This window comes from Vibrio profundi (assembly GCF_005281835.1).
Taxonomy (GTDB): Bacteria; Pseudomonadota; Gammaproteobacteria; order Enterobacterales; family Vibrionaceae; genus Vibrio; species Vibrio profundi.
In genome coordinates, this window is sequence record NZ_RZIS01000007.1 from 1 (window position 1) to 15,598 (window position 15,598).

Annotated in this window: 13 protein-coding genes and 5 tRNA genes; 15 read left to right on the forward strand and 3 right to left on the reverse strand. The window is 44.1% G+C overall.

Translation table 11 applies throughout. The features are described from left to right. The first annotated feature begins 43 nt into the window (after nucleotides 1–43). Nucleotides 44–120 (forward strand) — tRNA-Asp (locus ELZ11_RS16305). Nucleotides 121–830: 710 nt separating this feature from the next. On the opposite strand, the gene pssA is transcribed toward ELZ11_RS16305, so the two are convergent. Both pssA and ELZ11_RS16315 read right to left on the reverse strand, forming a co-directional pair. Then, complete coding sequence (pssA, locus tag ELZ11_RS16310) at nucleotides 831–2,171, reverse strand: CDP-diacylglycerol--serine O-phosphatidyltransferase (protein WP_137358482.1); 1,341 nt, start codon at nucleotides 2,169–2,171, stop codon at nucleotides 831–833. A 91-nt stretch (nucleotides 2,172–2,262) separates the two neighbouring features. Continuing rightward, nucleotides 2,263–2,694: a GNAT family N-acetyltransferase gene (locus tag ELZ11_RS16315; protein ID WP_137358483.1), complete on the reverse strand. Its 432-nt coding sequence runs from the start codon at nucleotides 2,692–2,694 to the stop codon at nucleotides 2,263–2,265. 67 nt (nucleotides 2,695–2,761) lie between these two features. Here ELZ11_RS16315 and murB point away from each other — a divergent pair, with 67 nt between their 5' ends. Both murB and birA read left to right on the forward strand, forming a co-directional pair. Beyond that, entirely contained in the window at nucleotides 2,762–3,808 is a 1,047-nt protein-coding gene (gene murB / locus ELZ11_RS16320) for a UDP-N-acetylmuramate dehydrogenase (protein WP_137358484.1), read from the forward strand. Beyond that, a complete protein-coding gene (gene birA / locus ELZ11_RS16325; RefSeq protein WP_137358485.1) occupies nucleotides 3,805–4,770 on the forward strand; it encodes a bifunctional biotin--[acetyl-CoA-carboxylase] ligase/biotin operon repressor BirA in 966 nt (321 codons plus the stop codon). The genes murB and birA overlap by 4 nt, the downstream gene beginning before the upstream one ends. 14 nt (nucleotides 4,771–4,784) lie before the next feature. On the opposite strand, the gene coaA is transcribed toward birA, so the two are convergent. Beyond that, entirely contained in the window at nucleotides 4,785–5,708 is a 924-nt protein-coding gene (gene coaA, locus ELZ11_RS16330) for a type I pantothenate kinase (RefSeq protein WP_137358486.1), read from the reverse strand. Between the two features lie 208 nt (nucleotides 5,709–5,916). Between coaA and ELZ11_RS16335 the strand changes: the two genes are divergently transcribed. The 12 genes from ELZ11_RS16335 (at nucleotide 5,917) to rpoB (ending at nucleotide 15,552) form a co-directional block, all read left to right on the forward strand. Then, nucleotides 5,917–5,992, forward strand: a tRNA-Thr gene (locus ELZ11_RS16335). Nucleotides 5,993–6,037: 45 nt separating this feature from the next. Then, a tRNA-Tyr gene (locus ELZ11_RS16340) sits at nucleotides 6,038–6,122 on the forward strand. A gap of 38 nt (nucleotides 6,123–6,160) precedes the next feature. Beyond that, a tRNA-Gly gene (locus ELZ11_RS16345) sits at nucleotides 6,161–6,235 on the forward strand. Between the two features lie 14 nt (nucleotides 6,236–6,249). Further along, a tRNA-Thr gene (locus ELZ11_RS16350) sits at nucleotides 6,250–6,325 on the forward strand. 98 nt (nucleotides 6,326–6,423) lie between these two features. Then, nucleotides 6,424–7,608, forward strand: a complete 1,185-nt coding sequence (gene tuf / locus ELZ11_RS16355) for an elongation factor Tu (RefSeq protein ID WP_137358487.1) — start codon at nucleotides 6,424–6,426, stop codon at nucleotides 7,606–7,608. Between the two features lie 226 nt (nucleotides 7,609–7,834). Next, on the forward strand, nucleotides 7,835–8,212 hold the full coding sequence (gene secE / locus ELZ11_RS16360; protein WP_137358488.1) for a preprotein translocase subunit SecE: 378 nt from the start codon (nucleotides 7,835–7,837) through the stop codon (nucleotides 8,210–8,212). Nucleotides 8,213–8,224: 12 nt separating this feature from the next. After that, entirely contained in the window at nucleotides 8,225–8,773 is a 549-nt protein-coding gene (gene nusG / locus ELZ11_RS16365; protein WP_032549909.1) for a transcription termination/antitermination protein NusG, read from the forward strand. A 211-nt stretch (nucleotides 8,774–8,984) separates the two neighbouring features. Beyond that, nucleotides 8,985–9,413 (forward strand): 50S ribosomal protein L11, encoded by a 429-nt coding sequence (gene rplK, locus ELZ11_RS16370; protein ID WP_137358692.1) that lies wholly within the window; start codon nucleotides 8,985–8,987, stop codon nucleotides 9,411–9,413. A 4-nt stretch (nucleotides 9,414–9,417) separates the two neighbouring features. Beyond that, on the forward strand, nucleotides 9,418–10,122 hold the full coding sequence (rplA, locus tag ELZ11_RS16375) for a 50S ribosomal protein L1 (RefSeq protein WP_137358489.1): 705 nt from the start codon (nucleotides 9,418–9,420) through the stop codon (nucleotides 10,120–10,122). 243 nt (nucleotides 10,123–10,365) lie between these two features. Next, nucleotides 10,366–10,860, forward strand: coding sequence for a 50S ribosomal protein L10 (gene rplJ / locus ELZ11_RS16380; protein ID WP_137358490.1), 495 nt, complete (start codon nucleotides 10,366–10,368; stop codon nucleotides 10,858–10,860). Nucleotides 10,861–10,917: 57 nt separating this feature from the next. Further along, nucleotides 10,918–11,286, forward strand: a complete 369-nt coding sequence (gene rplL / locus ELZ11_RS16385) for a 50S ribosomal protein L7/L12 (RefSeq protein ID WP_137358491.1) — start codon at nucleotides 10,918–10,920, stop codon at nucleotides 11,284–11,286. A gap of 237 nt (nucleotides 11,287–11,523) precedes the next feature. Then, nucleotides 11,524–15,552 carry a DNA-directed RNA polymerase subunit beta gene (gene rpoB, locus ELZ11_RS16390; protein ID WP_137358492.1) on the forward strand — a complete coding sequence of 1,343 codons (4,029 nt, stop codon included), beginning with the start codon at nucleotides 11,524–11,526 and terminating at the stop codon, nucleotides 15,550–15,552. Nucleotides 15,553–15,598: the final 46 nt, after the last annotated feature.

Consider the following 15,598-nt stretch of genomic DNA (forward strand, 5'->3'; position numbering starts at 1 on the left):
TAAATTATGAACGACTTGTCCATAGTGACAAGTAGTCCACTGCGGAGTGGTAGTTCAGTTGGTTAGAATACCGGCCTGTCACGCCGGGGGTCGCGGGTTCGAGTCCCGTCCACTCCGCCACTTATTAGAAGAGCCCGATACTCACGTATCGGGCTTTTTTACGTTTACAGCTTTCTATTGTTACTTTCAAAGCTTCTCTCAATTACTTCTGTTAACCGTCCCTTATTACGAAGCGTGTAAGCCCCATATTGTTTATGCCAACTTTGAAATGTAAGCACTTGAAAAGTTGGAGGGGGAAACCCCTATCGTTCTATGTATGCTTGCTACAAACATAAACAGTGCTGGGCTCTATTACCAAGCGTTAAACCATTGCAAGTTCACCTGGTCGTATCTGACCTGAATTATACTCACTTGTTTGCTCCTAGCTTCTAAGGAGGAGTGTAGTTCGTTAACAAATGTTAAGATACTACAATCAGGACCAATTTTTGGGGTGGAGGCTTTCTAGGCTCGCTATAGCATCATCTCCGTTCGTAGCTGAAATCGCTTGTTTGTAATGGAGCGATAATTGCCTTTCTAGAAGCTAATTGATGGGAATGAATTAATTTAAAGTTTCTTTAAAGCAAAGCAGCAAAGAAGAACTATGTAATATTCTGCTAGCCGAACTAAAGTTGAAAACTTTAGCACAGCGTGAGACCAACATTCACGGTAGTGATCTAGATGGTCACTTTTAGGTGAAGTAAAAAGAGTTCGTTGATGCTAGAAAGAAATAAGCGAGTAGGAAAAACTACATAGCGCTAAAAGAAAACGCTCAGCAAGTGCTGAGCGTTTAGTTATAGGATTTGCTTTAGAATACGGTCTGCTTTGACTCGTGTGATTTTCCTGATCAGTTTCTGTACCGCATCTGGATACGTTTCAATTTTATCTAGTTGTTTATAGGTACAGATAAGCTCTGTTTGTTCCAAGATATTATCAACTTCTTGCTGGAATTTATCTGCAAGGTGGTTGTAGTGATCTTGAACAAAAATCCCGTTTTCCAAGTCAAGTTTCCATGCTCTCGGATTTAGGTTATTACCTGTTAGCAGCATATAACGTTTATCGACCCAGATGCCTTTTAGGTGAAAGCTATTCGATTCATGTTTCCAAACATGAATTGATAGGTTTCTGCTCGCGATGTTAGCCTCGTTGGCTTTAGCAAAACGACGTAGGTTTAGTTCATATAGGTAAGGCAGCCCACCTATGGTTTTAAACTCTTCTTCAGGCGAAATAAAGAAATCGTTCGCGGTTTTATCTCCAACAACGATCGTTACTTTTACGCCACGCTTCAGTGCCTTCTTCACTTCCTTCGCTAAGCTTTTTGGAAAGTTGAAATATGGTGTGCAAATGAAGACTTCGTCTTTCGCCTGAGCGATAAGTTGATTGATGCCTTGATTTAACTGGTTACGACGTTTACCAATACCAACAAGTGGTGTTAACGCAACCTGCTCAGGAGTGACCTCTTGGCTATCGAAGCGATATTCAGATCGAGATAACGCTGCGCGAAGCTGTCTGATTGCTGGTTTTATTTCTTTAGTCGTCGGCTTGTGATTACCGCATAGGTCGTTTACAGCCGGATCTTCAATCATTTCGGAACGCACATACTCAAACATCGAGTTTGCTAGTTCTTTATTTTCGATGACGTGGTAGCGATCAAAGCGATAGCGGTCATGGTAATTCAAGTAGATATTATTAAGGCTGGCACCACTGTAGATAACCGTGTCATCAACGATGAAGCCTTTAAGATGTAATACACCAAATACTTCACGGCCACGTACAGGTACGCCAAATACCGGAACTTTGTGTTCATACTTAGACGCATAGGCCTTATACATGGCAGCATTGCCTTCAGAAGATTCTGCACCAATTAGCCCACGTTGAGCTCTATGCCAATCGACACAAACACTAATATCTAGCTCAGGGTTACGTTGTTTAGCTTCATATAGAGCCGTTAAAATTTCTCGGCCTGCTTCATCATCTTCTAGGTAAAGAGCAACCAAAGATATTCTGCTCGCAGCATGCTTTATTGAGTGCAATAAACGAGTTCTGAATTCTTCTGCAGAAAGTAGTACTTCAAACTTATCAGGATCTTGCGCTATGGTCGGCAACTGTTCGAATGGATTCCTACTGGCAATCATATTGGGTGTCTTACCTTAAAGTTTTGCAAAATTGCGAATCTGTAATTTTACCAAAGTAGCGTATCTCAATACTAGAAAATAGAGAGATTCTCTAACAATTTAGCTGAAAATGCATTGGAATGAGATCTTTACCGCTATTGGTATAGCGCTCATACAAAATTCGCAAACTGTTTGGAAGCTCTTTTGCATTGATTACTTGAAAATCGTGCCGTTTATAGAAGCTTTCTAAGTGAGCGTAGGCGAAGCAATAATCACTGTTATTGAGCACTTCTGCCTGGCAATGTTCCATAAGGGAGTGACCGAGCCCCAGTCCTCGTTTCTCAGTGCTAATAGCCATTCCGGTCAGTAGTCGATATTTATCTATCGTTCTAAATCGAACGACACCGTTTACCTGGGTGTCGATATAAAGAGCAATAATGAGTTCACTCTTGTTCGCCTTCCCGGATGGATAGTGCTCTTTATAAAAGCGTTTGATCAGAGGGAGTTTAATTGGGTCGAGTTGCTCGATCATGACATTGTTCATTCAGTCACTGCACTATAAGTAATATCTAGGATAGAATGCTGAGAGTTTAATTTAAGTAATCGTGACCATGCAATTTAATCCTCAAGCCAATTTACAACCGTTTCATACCTTTGGAATCAAACAGAACTGTGACTACCTCGTTGAAGTCTCTACGACCCAAGAGCTAGTCGATATATACCAAAATTCTGATTGGGCGGGCATCCCTAAACTTATCCTAGGGAAAGGCAGCAATATTTTGTTCACGGAACCATTTAAAGGCTTAGTTATTGTCAATCGAATTACCGGTAAAACGCTAACAGAAACGGACGAACACTATCAGATAAGGGTAAATGCGGGAGAAGATTGGCCTTGTTTAGTAGAGTGGAGTATTGAAAATTCTATTGGTGGATTAGAAAACTTAGCGATGATCCCTGGCTGTGCAGGATCGGCACCGATTCAAAATATAGGTGCTTATGGCAAGGAATTTAAAGATGTATGTGAGTATGTGGATTTTCTTTGTTTACAAAGCTTAGAGATAAAACGGTTATCACTTGAAGAATGTCAGTTTGGTTATCGGGATTCAATTTTTAAGAATGCTTTATACGAGAAGGGCATTGTTGTCGCTATTGGTTTGAAACTAATGAAGTGTTGGCAACCTTGTAACCATTATGGCCCTTTGCAATCGTTGACGGGGGCAGAACTTACACCGCGAGGTGTGTTTGAGGCAGTGTGCGATATTCGTACTAGTAAGTTACCTGATCCTAAACAGCAAGGAAATGCGGGCAGCTTTTTTAAGAACCCAGAGATCGATGTTGATCAGTTTGATCGATTGCAAACTCAGTTTCCTTCGATCGTAGGTTACCCAAGTAACGGAATGATCAAGGTGGCAGCCGGTTGGTTAATTGATCAATGTGAGTTTAAAGGCGTCACTGTTGGAGGTGCGCAAGTGCATCCAAAACAGGCGCTAGTTTTGGTGAATTACAAAGATGCGACTGCGGATGATGTTATCAAGCTTGCAAAATCAGTACGAGATGCTGTCTTTGAGCGTTATCAGATCACTCTCGAACATGAAGTGAGATTCATGGGAGCAACCGCAGAGACGAACCTAACCTGCATTACTGAGAAGATGTCATGAAAGAACACCACACAAAGTTAGCCGTGCTTCATCAATTGTCGGATGGGCAGTTCCACTCTGGAGAAGCACTAGGTGAATCGATAGGTATTTCTCGAGCAGCTATCAGTAAACATATCAAAGGTATACAAGAGTGGGGAATTGATGTCTACCGCGTGCAAGGTCGCGGATATCAATTGGCGCAATCACTTGAGCTACTGGATATTGAGAAACTTAGCGCACTGGAAAGTCATGGTAGCGTAGAGTTAATCCCAGTGATCGATTCAACAAACCAGTATTTGCTTGATAGAACTCATGCACTGGAATCTGGTGCAGTATGTATAGCCGAATATCAATCGCAAGGCCGAGGTCGAAGAGGGCGCCAGTGGGTGTCCCCATTTGGTGCAAACCTTTATCTTTCAATGTATTGGCGCTTAGATGCGGGTATGGCGGCGGCCATGGGGTTGAGCTTAGTGGTTGGAGTCGCGGTTGTTGAAGCATTAGAAAAGCTAGGTATCGATGGGGTAAAGCTTAAATGGCCAAATGACCTGTACCACAATGACAAAAAGCTTGCAGGTATTCTTGTTGAAATGTCAGGACAAGCAGGAGGCGCGGCTCACCTTGTTATTGGTATGGGGCTTAATATTGCGATGGAAACCGGAACTGAGAATATTGACCAACCATGGACCTCTTTGACCAGAGCAACACAGGGCAATTTACCGGAACGAAATGAGTTGGCCATATCCTTAATAGAAGCTTTACGCACTTCGCTTGTAGATTACGAGCAGTATGGAATGGCTGGTTTTGTTCCACGTTGGAACCGATTGGACAATTTCTTGGGACGAAACGTTAGACTTATCATCGGACCGAGAGAGATTGAAGGCGAAGTGATGGGGATCGACGAACAAGGTGCTGTAGTCCTTAGCACAGAACAAGGTATACAAAGTTATATTGGTGGGGAGATATCATTAAGGAAAAATGATTAGCAGGGGTGAGCCTCCTATTTCCTTAACAAGACTTCTTCTACAGTGTGATTCTCACCTTTCCTAAGAATAAGGTGAGCTCGCTCTCTTGTTGGTTGAATATTCTGCTCTAGGTTCAGGCCATTAATCGAGTGCCAGATACTAGAAGCTTTTTCGACTGCTGCGGGCTCGGTCAATTTTGTGTAGTGGCCAAAATATGAACCAGGCCTTGCAAAAGCACCCTGTCGGAATTTCATGAACCTTTCTACATACCACTTTTCAATTAATTGACTGTCTGCATCAACATATAAAGAGAAGTCTAAAAAATCCGAAATAAAGACACGATGTGGTTCGTGCGGATAGTTCATTCCCGTCTGTAGAACGTTTAGCCCTTCAATGATAAGCACATCGGGTAGGTCGACAACCTTTTCTTCGTCTGTGATGTTATAGGTGAGATGGGAGTAAACAGGCGCGGCGACATTACGCTTGCATGCTTTTACATCAGAGACAAACTGAACTAACCGCTTGATGTCGTATGACTCTGGAAAGCCCTTCTTAGACATCAGCCCTTTCTCTTCAAGAACTTCATTGGGATAAAGAAAGCCATCAGTAGTAATGAGTTCTACTTTAGGGTGGTTTTCCCAACGAGATAGCAGAGCCTTAAGTAAGCGAGCGGTTGTACTTTTTCCTACCGCAACACTGCCTGCAATACCAATGATAAACGGAGGCGCATGCTCAGATTTGCTAAGAAACTGATGAAGGACAGAGTTACGACTTTGCCTAGCTTCGACATATAAGTTCAGTAGACGAGAAAGCGGTAGGTAGATATCAACAGCTTCTTCCATCGTAAGATTTTCATTGATGCCTTGCAGCTCTTTTAAGTCTGACTCTGATAGCGTCATAGGTACAGAACTTCTTAGTTCAGACCAACTTGCACGGTCAAAGGACATAAATGGGCTCATACAATACTCTATGAAAATTAAATATAAGAGCATGGAAAATACAGCAAGTAACTAATAAATCAAATGACTAAACGGGTAGAACGCCGATTTTCACGACTTAAATTCGCCTATTTGTCGCTTCTGGCAACTAATTGCTGAGAATTTTAAATTTTTTTTAAATTAGGTATTGCAAGGTGGAAAATCATTCAATAAAATGCGCCCCACTTGTGCCGACTTAGCTCAGTAGGTAGAGCAACTGACTTGTAATCAGTAGGTCACCAGTTCGATTCCGGTAGTCGGCACCACTTTCTTCCCTTTCATTAGAAAGCGAGAAGGAAGCTTAAAAATTTGGAGGGGTTCCCGAGTGGCCAAAGGGAGCAGACTGTAAATCTGCCGGCACTGCCTTCGATGGTTCGAATCCGTCCCCCTCCACCATATTCTAAAGGTTAAATAGCTCAAAAGAGTTACGTGTTGCGTGCATCGTATAATGGCTATTACCTCAGCCTTCCAAGCTGATGATGCGGGTTCGATTCCCGCTGCACGCTCCAACTCATATTTGTGTGCTGATATAGCTCAGTCGGTAGAGCGCACCCTTGGTAAGGGTGAGGTCCCCAGTTCGACTCTGGGTATTAGCACCAGTCTAAAGCATACTTTTCCTTTTGATTTTAAATAACGCCATATTTTTTGGTTGCGTGGTCTTAAAAGCCACCTAAATCCGTACCTAGAGGGACACCCCATGTCTAAAGAAAAATTTGAACGTACGAAACCGCACGTAAACGTTGGTACTATCGGCCACGTTGACCACGGTAAAACAACTCTAACTGCTGCTATCTGTACTACACTTTCTAAAGTGTACGGTGGTGAAGCGAAAGACTTCGCATCTATCGATAACGCTCCAGAAGAGCGTGAGCGCGGTATCACAATCGCAACTTCTCACGTTGAGTACGACACTCCAACTCGTCACTACGCACACGTAGACTGCCCAGGACACGCGGATTATGTTAAAAACATGATCACTGGTGCTGCGCAAATGGACGGTGGTATCCTAGTTGTTGCTGCGACTGATGGCCCAATGCCTCAAACTCGTGAGCACATCCTACTTGGTCGTCAAGTTGGTATCCCTTACATCATCGTATTCATGAACAAATGTGACATGGTTGATGACGAAGAGCTACTTGAGCTAGTAGAAATGGAAGTTCGTGAACTTCTTTCTGAGTACGAATTCCCAGGTGATGACCTACCAGTAATCCAAGGTTCAGCTCTTGGTGCACTAAACGGCGAAAAGCAATGGGAAGACAAGATCGTTGAGCTTGCAGAAGCACTAGATTCTTACATCCCAGAGCCAGAGCGTGCAGTAGACCAACCGTTCCTACTACCGATTGAAGACGTATTCTCAATCCAAGGTCGTGGTACTGTTGTAACTGGTCGTATCGAGCGTGGTATCCTACGTGTAGGTGACGAAGTAGAAATCGTTGGTATCAAAGAGACTACTCTTACTACTTGTACTGGTGTTGAAATGTTCCGTAAGCTGCTTGACGAAGGTCGTGCAGGTGAGAACGTTGGTGCACTACTACGTGGTACTAAGCGTGACGAAGTTGAACGTGGCCAAGTACTATCTGCTAAAGGTTCTATCAACCCACACACTAAGTTCGAGTCTGAAGTATACGTACTTTCTAAAGACGAAGGCGGCCGTCACACTCCTTTCTTCAAAGGTTACCGTCCACAGTTCTACTTCCGTACAACTGACGTAACAGGCGACATCACTCTACCAGAAGGCGTAGAAATGGTAATGCCAGGTGACAACGTTCAAATGACTGTTGAGCTAATCGCTCCAATCGCAATGGACGAAGGTCTACGTTTCGCAATCCGCGAAGGTGGCCGTACAGTTGGTGCTGGTGTTGTAGCTAAAATCTTTGCATAAGATTTGACTAACCACTAGTAAAAAGGGCATCATTTGATGCCCTTTTTCTGCGCTAAAAAAAGTGTAACTTGATTTCATATCAAATGTACGCTTTCAGCAAAGAATTCGATGGCTAATATCATCGATATTTGGCTGTCAAATGTGTTGTATTGCAACGCAAAGGAATGTGCCCTGCAACAGCGGGGTTATTGTCGTCTATATTTAAGACTTATCACAGGTTGGTTTTATGAAAGCAAACGCTGAAACTCCTGATAGCTCAAGTGCAGCAGATACATTTAAGTGGGTAGTCGCTTTTGTTCTGCTAGCCGCCGCTGTTGTGGGTAATTACCTGTATGGTGAATTGTCTGTTGTAATTCGCGCTGCAGGTGTAGTTGTGCTGATTGCTGCCGCACTTGGCGTTGCAGCGACAACAACTAAAGGTAAAGCTGCGATCACGTTCGCTCAAGAGTCTCGAGTTGAAATTCGCAAAGTGGTTTGGCCTACTCGCCAAGAAACTATGCAAACTACGTTGATCGTTCTAGCTGTATGTATTGTTATGTCTCTAGTACTTTGGGGAATTGACGGCATTATGGTTCGTCTAGTTTCTTTTGCTACTGGGGTGTGAGGGTTCTGATTCATGAGTGAAGCTCCAAAAAAACGTTGGTATGTAGTTCAAGCCTTTTCTGGTTTTGAAGGTCGTGTAGCACAGTCTCTACGCGAGCATATTAAAATGCACAACATGGAAGAATTGTTTGGCGACGTACTAGTACCTACTGAAGAAGTAGTGGAAATGCGTGCGGGTCAACGCCGTAAGAGCGAACGTAAGTTCTTCCCTGGCTACGTATTAGTGCAAATGATCATGAATGATGAATCATGGCACTTAGTTCGTAGTATTCCTCGTGTAATGGGCTTCATTGGTGGTACCTCTGATCGTCCTGCACCTATCACTGATAAAGAAGCTGACGCTATTCTTAACCGTTTAGAGAAAGCAAGCGAAGCACCTCGTCCGAAGACGATGTTTGAAGCTGGTGAAGTGGTACGTGTTAACGATGGTCCATTTGCTGACTTCAACGGTACTGTTGAAGAAGTAGATTACGAGAAGAGCCGCATTAAGGTGTCTGTATCGATCTTTGGTCGTGCAACGCCAGTTGAGCTTGAATTTGGTCAGGTTGAAAAACTGGACTAAGACTCGATTGATTTGAGTAAGCTGTGGATAAATATTCAATAAGCTGTTCAAAATAAAAGAGTATAAAAAATCACCTTTTTAGGGTTGTTTAAGGCGCGAATTATGCTTATAATTTCGCGCCTTTTTGCAGGTATCACTGCAAAAAGATTTTAATGAAAATACGGGGAGCTTACCGAAAGGTTGGCGTATGAACCCAAAATTAGGAAATATCATGGCTAAGAAAGTTGAAGCTTATATCAAACTGCAAGTTGCAGCTGGTATGGCAAACCCGTCGCCACCGGTTGGTCCTGCTCTAGGTCAACACGGTGTGAACATCATGGAATTCTGTAAAGCGTTCAACGCAAAAACAGAATCTATTGAGAAAGGTCTTCCTACTCCAGTAGTAATTACTGTTTACAACGACCGCTCTTTCACGTTCCTAACTAAGACTCCACCTGCTGCTGTTCTTCTTAAGAAAGCTGCTGGCGTTAAGTCTGGTTCTGGTCGTCCAAACACTGAAAAAGTGGGTACAGTAACTGACGCTCAAATCCAAGAAATCGCAGAAACTAAAGCTGCTGATATGACTGGTGCTGACATCGAAGCAATGAAGCGTTCTATCGCTGGTACTGCTCGTTCAATGGGCCTAGTGGTAGAGGGATAAGATCATGGCAAAACTTACTAAGCGTATGCGCGTAATCCGCGAAAAAGTTGACGTAACTAAAGAGTACGAAATCAACGAAGCTGTTGCTCTTCTTAAAGAACTAGCTACTGCTAAATTCAATGAGTCTGTTGACGTTGCTGTTAACCTAGGCATTGATGCTCGTAAATCTGACCAAAACGTACGTGGCGCAACTGTGCTACCTCACGGTACTGGCCGTGAAATCCGCGTTGCTGTGTTCACTCAAGGTGCAAACGCAGAAGCAGCTAAAGAAGCTGGCGCTGATGTTGTAGGTATGGAAGATCTTGCTGAGCAAGTTAAGAAAGGCGAAATGAACTTCGACGTTGTTGTTGCTTCTCCAGATGCAATGCGTGTTGTTGGTCAACTAGGTACTATCTTAGGTCCACGCGGTCTTATGCCAAACCCTAAAGTTGGTACTGTAACTCCTAACGTTGCTGAAGCAGTTAAAAATGCTAAAGCTGGTCAGGTTCGTTACCGTAACGACAAGAACGGCATCATCCACACTACTATCGGTAAAGCATCTTTCGAAGCTAACCAGCTTCAAGAGAACCTAGAAGCACTTCTAGTTGCTCTTAAGAAAGCTAAGCCTTCTTCTGCGAAAGGTACTTTCCTGAAGAAAGTAAGCATCTCTACTACTATGGGTGCTGGTGTTGCTGTTGATCAGGCTAGCCTGAACACTCTAGCAAACTAATTTGCTTAGGTGCAGATTTATGTGTATACTTCTGCGCCTAATATTTGTGGTTGGGTGATTTTTGAAGCAATTCAAATCATCTATCCCAAGACCGTAGGCGCTGTACTCTTCGGAGATATGGCTTAATAAAACCTACGTAGGCGATGTTGTAGTTTAAAACGAATTTATTTGTTTTTAATAACATCGTAAACGCTCATTACATTTTGTAGTGAGTGCTGTAATCACAACCAGAGGTTAATCCAAATGGCTTTAAATCTTCAAGACAAAAAAGCAATTGTTGCTGAAGTCAACGAAGCTGCCAGTGGTGCACTTTCTGCAGTTGTAGCTGATTCTCGTGGCGTTGAAGTTGGCGCAATGACTTCTCTACGTAAGCAAGCTCGCGAAGCGGGTGTTTACGTGAAAGTTGTTCGTAACACACTAGCACGCCGTGCGGTTCAAGGTACAGACTACGAGTGTCTAGTAGACACTTTCACTGGTCCTACTCTGATCGCATTCTCTAACGAGCACCCAGGTGCTGCAGCGCGTCTTTTCAAAGACTTCGCTAAAGAGAATAAAGATTTCGAGATCAAAGCTGCTGCATTTGAAGGCGCAGTTACTGATGCTGAAGTACTAGCGACACTACCAACTTACGACGAAGCAATTGCACGCCTAATGATGTGCATGAAAGAAGCTTCTGCTGGCAAGCTGGTACGTACTATCGCTGCACTACGCGACCAAAAAGAAGAAGCTGCGGCTTAAGCCTTGCTTTTCACTGGTTGCTAAATAAACTTATTGTTGACTTAAAAGAGAATTGTTATGTCTATTACTAACGAGCAAATCCTAGACGCAGTTGCAGAAATGTCTGTAATGCAAGTTGTTGAACTAATCGAAGCTATGGAAGAGAAATTCGGTGTATCTGCTGCTGCTGCAGTAGTTGCAGGTGGCGCAGCTGGCGGCGAAGCTGCTGCTGAGCAAACTGAATTTGACGTAATCCTAACTGCTGCTGGCGGTAACAAAGTTTCTGTTATCAAAGCAGTACGTGGCGCAACAGGTCTAGGCCTTAAAGAAGCTAAAGGTCTTGTAGACTCAGCTCCAGCACCTCTAAAAGAAGGCGTTGACAAAGCTGAAGCTGAAGCTCTTAAAGCACAGCTAGAAGAAGCAGGCGCTTCTGTTGAAATCAAGTAATTATTATTTGATTTCTTAGCCGTAAGGCTAATGGCTGGTGGTTATTTAACCACCGGCCTTTTTGCGCTGTAGGGCTTTGATGAATTTTCCCGCTGTTTAAACATCATCGTCCGAGCAAAAAACCAATTCATGTTTTCGAAATGATTGGTCACTACAGTAAACAGCCGTTTGTCACTACCCCCTCTGTGAGAGTGTTTTGGGTAGTTTGGGTCACTTATCAGCGAGCTGAGGAACCCCATGGTTTACTCCTATACCGAGAAAAAGCGCATCCGTAAGGACTTTGGTACTCGTCCACAAGTTTTGGACATTCCATACCTGTTATCGATCCAGCTTGATTCTTTCGATAAATTTATTGAACAGGATCCTGAAGGTCAGTACGGTCTTGAAGCTGCTTTCCGTTCTGTATTTCCAATTCAGAGCTACAACGGCAATTCTGAGCTGCAATACGTTAGCTACCGTCTTGGTGAGCCAGTTTTTGACGTTAAAGAATGTCAAATCCGCGGTGTAACTTACTCAAAGCCACTACGCGTTAAATTACGTTTAGTTATCTTTGATCGAGACGCACCTGCAGGTACTGTAAAAGACATTAAAGAACAAGAAGTCTACATGGGCGAAATTCCGCTTATGACAGACAATGGTACTTTCGTAATTAATGGTACCGAGAGGGTTATCGTATCCCAGCTGCACCGAAGCCCAGGCGTGTTCTTCGACAGCGATAAGGGTAAGACTCACTCATCAGGTAAAGTTCTTTATAACGCACGTGTAATTCCTTACCGCGGCTCATGGCTAGACTTTGAGTTCGACCCTAAGGATAACTTATTCGTACGTATCGACCGTCGTCGTAAGCTACCTGCTTCAATCATCCTTCGTGCACTAGGTAAATCGACTGAAGAGATCCTTGATCTGTTCTTCGAGAAAGTGAACTTCGAAGTGAAAGACCAAACTCTACTTATGGAGTTGGTTCCTGATCGTCTACGTGGTGAAACTGCGTCATTCGACATTGAAGCGAACGGAAAAACTTACGTTGAGACTGGTCGTCGTGTTACTGCTCGTCACATCCGTCAACTTGAAAAAGATGGCGTTGAGCACATCGAAGTACCAGTAGAGTACATCGTTGGTAAAGTTGCATCGAAAGATTACATCAACGAAGCAACTGGCGAGATCATCGTTGGCGCGAACCAAGAAATCAGCCTAGAAGCACTTGCGAACTTGTCTCAAGCAGGTCACAAAGCTCTAGAAGTTCTGTTCACGAATGACCTAGACCATGGTCCATTCATGTCAGACACTCTACGTGCAGATAGCACTGTAGATCGCATCTCTGCATTGGTAGAAATCTACCGCATGATGCGCCCTGGCGAGCCACCAACAAAAGAAGCTGCAGAATCTCTATTCGAAAGCCTATTCTTCTCTGAAGAACGTTACGACCTATCAACTGTAGGCCGTATGAAGTTCAACAGCTCTATCGAGCGTGAAGAAGAAGAAGAGCGCGGTACGCTAGACGAATCAGACATCATCGAAGTGATGAAGAAGCTGATCGCTATCCGTAACGGTAAAGGTGAAGTTGATGATATCGACCACCTTGGTAACCGTCGTATCCGTTCAGTAGGTGAAATGGCAGAGAACCAATTCCGTGTTGGTCTAGTTCGTGTAGAACGTGCCGTTAAAGAGCGCCTAAGCCTTGGTGACCTTGATGCAATCATGCCTCAAGACCTTATCAACGCTAAGCCTATTTCTGCTGCTGTTAAAGAATTCTTTGGCTCTTCACAGCTTTCACAGTTCATGGACCAAAATAACCCATTGTCAGAAGTTACGCACAAACGTCGTATCTCTGCTTTAGGTCCTGGTGGTCTTACTCGTGAGCGCGCAGGCTTCGAAGTACGTGACGTTCACGTAACTCACTACGGTCGTCTATGTCCGATCGAAACGCCTGAAGGTCCAAACATCGGTCTAATTAACTCGCTATCTGCATTTGCACGTTGTAACGATTACGGTTTCCTAGAAACTCCGTACCGTCGCGTAGTAGATGGTGTGGTAACAGACGAAGTTGATTACCTGTCTGCAATCCAGGAAGGTCAATTTGTAATCGCGCAGGCGAACACCGTTCTTACTGAAGAAGGTACGTTCGCAGATGAGCTAATCACTGCTCGTCAAAAAGGTGAATCTGGTCTTCACCCTCGCGACCACGTTGACTACATGGACGTTGCAACAAACCAAGTAGTATCTATTGCTGCATCGCTTATCCCGTTCCTAGAACACGATGATGCGAACCGTGCATTGATGGGTGCGAACATGCAACGTCAAGCAGTTCCAACTCTAAAAGCTGATAAGCCTCTAGTTGGTACTGGTATTGAGCGTAACATCGCAGTTGACTCTGGTGTTACAGCTGTTGCTAAGCGTGGCGGTCAAGTTCAGTCTGTAGACGCTTCTCGTATCGTAGTTAAGGTTAACGAAGATGAGCTGGTACCTGGCGAAGCTGGTATCGACATCTACAACCTAACTAAGTACACGCGTTCGAACCAAAACACATGTATCAACCAACGTCCTACTGTGCTTCCAGGTGAACCTGTATCACGTGGCGATGTACTAGCTGACGGTCCTTCAACAGACCTTGGTGAACTAGCACTTGGTCAGAACATGCGTATCGCATTCATGCCTTGGAACGGTTACAACTTCGAAGACTCGATCTTAGTATCTGAGCGCGTAGTTCAAGAAGACCGTTTCACGACTATCCACATCCAAGAACTATCTTGTGTGGCTCGTGATACTAAGCTGGGCTCTGAAGAGATCACAGCGGATATTCCAAACGTAGGTGAGTCTGCTCTGTCTAAACTAGACGAGTCAGGTATCGTTTACATTGGTGCTGAAGTTAAGGGTGGCGACATCCTAGTTGGTAAAGTAACGCCTAAGGGTGAAACGCAACTGACTCCTGAAGAGAAGCTACTACGTGCAATCTTCGGTGAGAAAGCATCTGATGTTAAAGATACTTCTCTACGTGTACCAAACTCTGTTTCAGGTACGATCATTGATGTACAAGTCTTCACTCGCGATGGCGTAGAAAAAGACAAGCGTGCACTTGAAATCGAACAGATGCAGCTGAAAGAAGCTAAGAAAGACCTAACTGAAGAGTTCCAAATTCTTGAGGGTGGCCTTCTTAACCGTGTTAAAGCTGTTCTTCTGTCTGGTGGTTACTCTGAAGCTAAGCTTGATGCAATCGGCCGTAAGAAATGGCTAGAGCAAGCACTAGAAGACGACGCGCTACAATCACAGCTTGAGCAACTTGCTGAGCAGTGGGATGAGCTAAAAGCGGACTTCGATAAGAAGTTTGAAACTAAGCGTCGTAAGATCACTCAAGGTGATGATCTAGCGCCTGGTGTACTGAAGATTGTTAAGGTTTACCTAGCAGTTAAACGTCGCATCCAGCCTGGTGATAAGATGGCGGGTCGTCACGGTAACAAAGGTGTAATCTCTAAGATTAACCCTGTTGAAGACATGCCATACGATGAGAAAGGTCAACCTGTCGACATCGTACTAAACCCACTGGGTGTACCATCGCGTATGAACATCGGTCAGATCCTAGAAGTACACTTAGGTCTGGCTGCGAAAGGTATCGGTGACAAGATCAACCAAATGGTTAAGGAACAACAAGAACTGCATAAGTTCCGCGAGTTCCTACAGAAGGTTTACGATCTTGGTGATACTCGTCAGAAAGTTGACATTGCTGAACTGTCTGATGATCAAGTTCGTACTCTGATCAAGAACCTACGTGGCGGTCTACCGATTGCTACTCCTGTGTTCGATGGTGCTTCTGAAGCGTTAATCAAAGAACTACTTAAACTGGGTGACCTACCAGAATCTGGTCAGCTAACTCTGTTTGATGGTCGTACTGGTGATGCGTTTGAGCGTCCTGTAACTGTTGGTTACATGTACATGCTGAAACTGAACCACCTTGTTGATGACAAGATGCACGCTCGTTCAACTGGTTCTTACAGCCTAGTAACTCAGCAACCACTTGGTGGTAAAGCTCAGTTCGGTGGTCAGCGTTTCGGTGAGATGGAAGTATGGGCACTAGAAGCATACGGTGCTGCTTACACGCTTCAAGAAATGCTAACAGTTAAGTCGGATGACGTTAACGGCCGTACTAAGATGTATAAGAACATCGTAGATGGCAACCATAGCATGGAACCTGGCATGCCAGAATCGTTCAACGTATTGTTGAAAGAGATCCGCTCGCTAGGTATCAACATCGAGCTAGAAGACGAAGAGTAATCCCTCGGGATTATTTGGTAGAAGGGGGCTCACTTTAGCGGGTGGG

Bases quoted from the DNA above. Each gene is read 5' to 3' on its own strand.
- birA (WP_137358485.1), top strand. From the start codon at position 3,805: ATGAAAGAACACCACACAAAGTTAGCCGTGCTTCATCAATTGTCGGAT.
- secE (WP_137358488.1), top strand. From the start codon at position 7,835: ATGAAAGCAAACGCTGAAACTCCTGATAGCTCAAGTGCAGCAGATACA.
- nusG (WP_032549909.1), top strand. From the start codon at position 8,225: ATGAGTGAAGCTCCAAAAAAACGTTGGTATGTAGTTCAAGCCTTTTCT.
- rplJ (WP_137358490.1), top strand. From the start codon at position 10,366: ATGGCTTTAAATCTTCAAGACAAAAAAGCAATTGTTGCTGAAGTCAAC.
- rplL (WP_137358491.1), top strand. From the start codon at position 10,918: ATGTCTATTACTAACGAGCAAATCCTAGACGCAGTTGCAGAAATGTCT.
- murB (WP_137358484.1), top strand. From the start codon at position 2,762: ATGCAATTTAATCCTCAAGCCAATTTACAACCGTTTCATACCTTTGGA.
- coaA (WP_137358486.1), bottom strand. From the start codon at position 5,708: ATGAGCCCATTTATGTCCTTTGACCGTGCAAGTTGGTCTGAACTAAGA.
- rplK (WP_137358692.1), top strand. From the start codon at position 8,985: ATGGCTAAGAAAGTTGAAGCTTATATCAAACTGCAAGTTGCAGCTGGT.
- rpoB (WP_137358492.1), top strand. From the start codon at position 11,524: ATGGTTTACTCCTATACCGAGAAAAAGCGCATCCGTAAGGACTTTGGT.
- tuf (WP_137358487.1), top strand. From the start codon at position 6,424: ATGTCTAAAGAAAAATTTGAACGTACGAAACCGCACGTAAACGTTGGT.
- pssA (WP_137358482.1), bottom strand. From the start codon at position 2,171: ATGATTGCCAGTAGGAATCCATTCGAACAGTTGCCGACCATAGCGCAA.
- ELZ11_RS16315 (WP_137358483.1), bottom strand. From the start codon at position 2,694: ATGAACAATGTCATGATCGAGCAACTCGACCCAATTAAACTCCCTCTG.
- rplA (WP_137358489.1), top strand. From the start codon at position 9,418: ATGGCAAAACTTACTAAGCGTATGCGCGTAATCCGCGAAAAAGTTGAC.